Below are 3261 nucleotides of genomic sequence, written 5' to 3'. Positions count from 1 at the left end.
GAGCCCGCCCCGGAGATACCGCCCCGCCTGAGTTGCCGCGTGGAGCGTTGTGTACGTGGCACGCTCGGCGTCGCTGCCGAAGTCCCGCCGCGCGCGCCACAGCCGAAGGGCGACGGCGCCCACGGCGAGTCCCAGCGCGACGATGAGGAGGACGACGGCGGCCGCGAGCCACTCGGGTGACATAGCCACAGGGTACGCAACGCTCGGCGCTGCTCGCCGCCGCGGGGGCGCCGTTCAGCGCAGGGGAGCGCCCGCCCGGCGATCAGGGCCCGGGGCGCATGGCGTTGGGGAACGCGGCCCTAGAAAGTGATGCACATCACTCAACGCCCGCGCGGGCCAGCCATCGGCAGGCCTGCGGGGGCACCACGAGGAGGATCCCTTGAGCAAAGAAGCTCGTCCCGTCTTCCGGCTGGTCCAGTCCAGCCCCGAATTCTCGGAGCTGCGGCGCCGGCACCGCAGCTTCGTCTTCCCGCTCGCCGCCGCCTTCCTGGTCTGGTACTTCGCGTACGTCCTGCTCGCCGACTACGCGCACGAGTTCATGTCCATCAAGCTGGCAGGCAACATCACGGTGGGGCTCGTGCTCGGGCTGCTCCAGTTCGTGAGCACGTTCGCGATCACGGCCTGGTACGTGAGCTACTCGAACCGGCACCTCGATCCGGCGGCGGAGGCGATCCGTGCCGAGATCGAAGACCACGACTTCGACGGCGCCCGGGCTTCCGGCGTCGCGCCGGCAACCGAGGGAGGCGTCCAGTGAAGGGACTCCAGGACTCCTCATGGCTCAACATCACGATCTTCGCCGCCTTCGTCGCGGTGACGCTCGTGATCGTGTTGCGCGCGAGCAAGAACAACAAGACCGCCGCCGACTACTACGCGGGCGGGCGCTCCTTCAAGGGCTGGCAGAACGGCACCGCGATCGCGGGCGACTATCTCTCCGCGGCCTCGTTCCTCGGCATCACGGGCGCGATCGCGCTCAATGGCTACGACGGGTTCCTGTACTCGATCGGCTTCCTCGTCGCGTGGCTCGTCGCGCTCCTGCTCGTCGCCGAGCTCCTCCGCAACACGGGCAAGTTCACCATGGCGGACGTCCTCGCGTTCCGCCTCCGCGAGCGCCCGGTGCGGATCGCGGCCGCGACGTCGACGCTCGCCGTGTGCTTCTTCTACCTCCTCGCCCAGATGTCCGGGGCAGGCGGCCTCGTGGCGCTCCTCCTCGGCATCTCGACCTGGGGCGGCCAGGCAGTCGTCATCGCGGTCGTGGGCGTGCTCATGATCATGTATGTGCTCATCGGCGGCATGAAGGGCACCACGTGGGTGCAGATCGTCAAGGCGTTCCTCCTCGTGATCGGCGCCGCCGCGATGACCGTCATGGTCCTCGCGATGAACGGCTTCGACCTCTCTCGCCTGCTCGGGAGCGCCGTCGAGGCCGGCGGCAAGACGGGCGGGGCGCTGCTCAACCCGGGACTGCAGTACGGCGTGAGCGACACGACGAAGCTCGACTTCGTCTCGCTCGGCCTCGCGCTCGTCCTCGGCACGGCGGCCCTCCCGCACGTGCTCATGCGCTTCTACACGGTCCCGACCGCGAAGGAGGCCCGCAAGTCGGTCGTGTGGGCCATCTGGCTCATCGGCGCGTTCTACCTGTTCACCCTCGTCCTCGGCTACGGCGCCGCCGCCCTCGTCGGCGCGTCGACCATCAAGGCCGCGCCCGGCGGCGTGAACTCGGCGGCCCCGCTCCTCGCGTTCCAGCTCGGGGGCCCGATCCTGCTCGGCTTCATCGCCGCCGTCGCGTTCGCGACCATCCTGGCCGTCGTGGCTGGGCTGACCATCACGGCCGCCGCCTCGTTCGCCCACGACATCTACGCGAACGTGCTCGCGAAGGGCAAGACCACGCCCGGTGCGGAGGTCAAGGTCGCGCGGCGCACCGTCGTCGTCATCGGCATCCTCGCGATCATCGGCGGCGTCTTCGCGAACGGCCAGAACGTGGCGTTCCTTGTCGCGCTCGCGTTCGCCGTCGCGGCGTCCGCGAATCTGCCGACCATCCTCTACTCGCTGTTCTGGAAGCGCTTCACCACCCAGGGCGCGCTGTGGAGCATCTACGGCGGGCTCGCGTCCGCGATGATCCTCATCGCGCTCTCTCCGGTGGTCTCCGGCGCCAAGACGTCGATGATTCCCGGCGCGAACTTCGCGGTCTTCCCGCTCAGCAACCCCGGCATCGTGTCCATCCCGCTCGCGTTCGCGCTCGGCTGGCTCGGAAGCGTCCTGGACCGTCGCGTCGAGGACCCTGCGAAGCGGGCCGAGATGGAGGTCCGCTCGCTCACGGGCGTCGGCGCGGAGAAGGCGGTCCAGCACTAGCCGGGCCAGGAGGTTCCGGTCGGCGTGCCAGCTACAGAATCGGGTAGAGCTCGCCGACCGGAACCTCGGCCGCGACGCGGTTCTCCGGCCCGGGGAGCGGGCACGCCCACGCCTCGTTGTAGGCGCACGAGGGGTTGTACGCGAAGTTGAAGTCGAGCGTGTAGACGGGCACGCCGTCGTCGCCCGTGCGCGCCCCGAGGTAGGCGCCCTTGATCGTGTCGAGGAGGTACCGCCCCGCGCCATACGAGCCGCCCGGGCGGCCCGCGGTCGCGTCGCGGAACGGGACGAACACCCCGCCGCCGTAGCCCGCGTGCTTCCATGCCGCGAGCTTTCCGACGCCGGGGACGTCGAACGTGCCGAGCCGCACGAACGGGACGATGCCGTCCGTGCCCGTCCGCACGGGTCGCTCCTGGCCTGCGCCCTCGGGGAGGAGCGGGAGCTCGAACCGGAACCTGGGATCGTATGGCGCAACCCGCAGGCCCGTGAAGCGCGCACGGTCCGCGGGAAGGAGCGCGGAGGCCGGGTGGCCCACGAACAGGGCATCGCGCTCGCGGCACCACAGTGCGTGGGCCTCAGCGGGCGACGGCGCATCCCTCACCGAGGCGTAGACGGCGAACATGCTGAGGCGCCATTCGGCGATCTCATGTGCCGGGATGGCCAGGGCGGACTCGTCGTCGGTGTCGACGCCGTACGGGTCGGCACCTTCCGCGTCGACACCTTCCGCGTCGACACCTTCCGCGTCGACATCAGGCGACTCGGACGCCTCCGGCAGACCGTTCGGGGAAACACTGGCTCGCTGCTCGTGCATGGCGCCAGACTACCTCGGTGGTGGTTCGCTAGGGTTGCCTGTATGGACGCCGTTCGTCTCCGCAGCCGCCCAGAATCCGCCCGTCGAGCCGCGCGCAGCCCGCGGAG

Annotated in this window: 3 protein-coding genes and 1 pseudogene; 2 read left to right on the top strand and 2 right to left on the bottom strand. The window is 70.1% G+C overall.

The genetic code is table 11. The features are described 5' to 3' along the window. Positions 1 to 183 (bottom strand): annotated as a pseudogene (locus ACLN58_RS19920) (sensor histidine kinase); the annotation flags it as partial. Between the two features lie 196 nt (positions 184 to 379). Here ACLN58_RS19920 and ACLN58_RS19915 point away from each other — a divergent pair. Together ACLN58_RS19915 and ACLN58_RS19910 are read left to right on the top strand one after the other, a co-directional pair. Further along, positions 380 to 754 carry a DUF485 domain-containing protein gene (locus tag ACLN58_RS19915; protein ID WP_415856970.1) on the top strand — a complete coding sequence of 125 codons (375 nt, stop codon included), beginning with the start codon at positions 380 to 382 and terminating at the stop codon, positions 752 to 754. Further along, the gene (locus ACLN58_RS19910; protein WP_415856969.1) at positions 751 to 2346 is read left to right on the top strand and encodes a cation acetate symporter; all 1596 of its coding nucleotides are present in this window, start codon (positions 751 to 753) and stop codon (positions 2344 to 2346) included. Before ACLN58_RS19915 ends, ACLN58_RS19910 begins: the two co-directional genes overlap by 4 nt. 31 nt (positions 2347 to 2377) lie before the next feature. Here the strand turns inward: ACLN58_RS19910 and ACLN58_RS19905 are convergent, their stop codons facing one another. Next, complete coding sequence (locus tag ACLN58_RS19905; RefSeq protein WP_415856971.1) at positions 2378 to 2965, bottom strand: DUF1684 domain-containing protein; 588 nt, start codon at positions 2963 to 2965, stop codon at positions 2378 to 2380. Between the last annotated feature and the right edge of the window lie 296 nt (positions 2966 to 3261).

Source organism: Sinomonas sp. G460-2 (assembly GCF_047759905.1).
Taxonomy (GTDB): domain Bacteria; phylum Actinomycetota; class Actinomycetes; order Actinomycetales; family Micrococcaceae; genus Sinomonas.
This window is presented reverse-complemented; position numbering and strand designations above follow the sequence as displayed.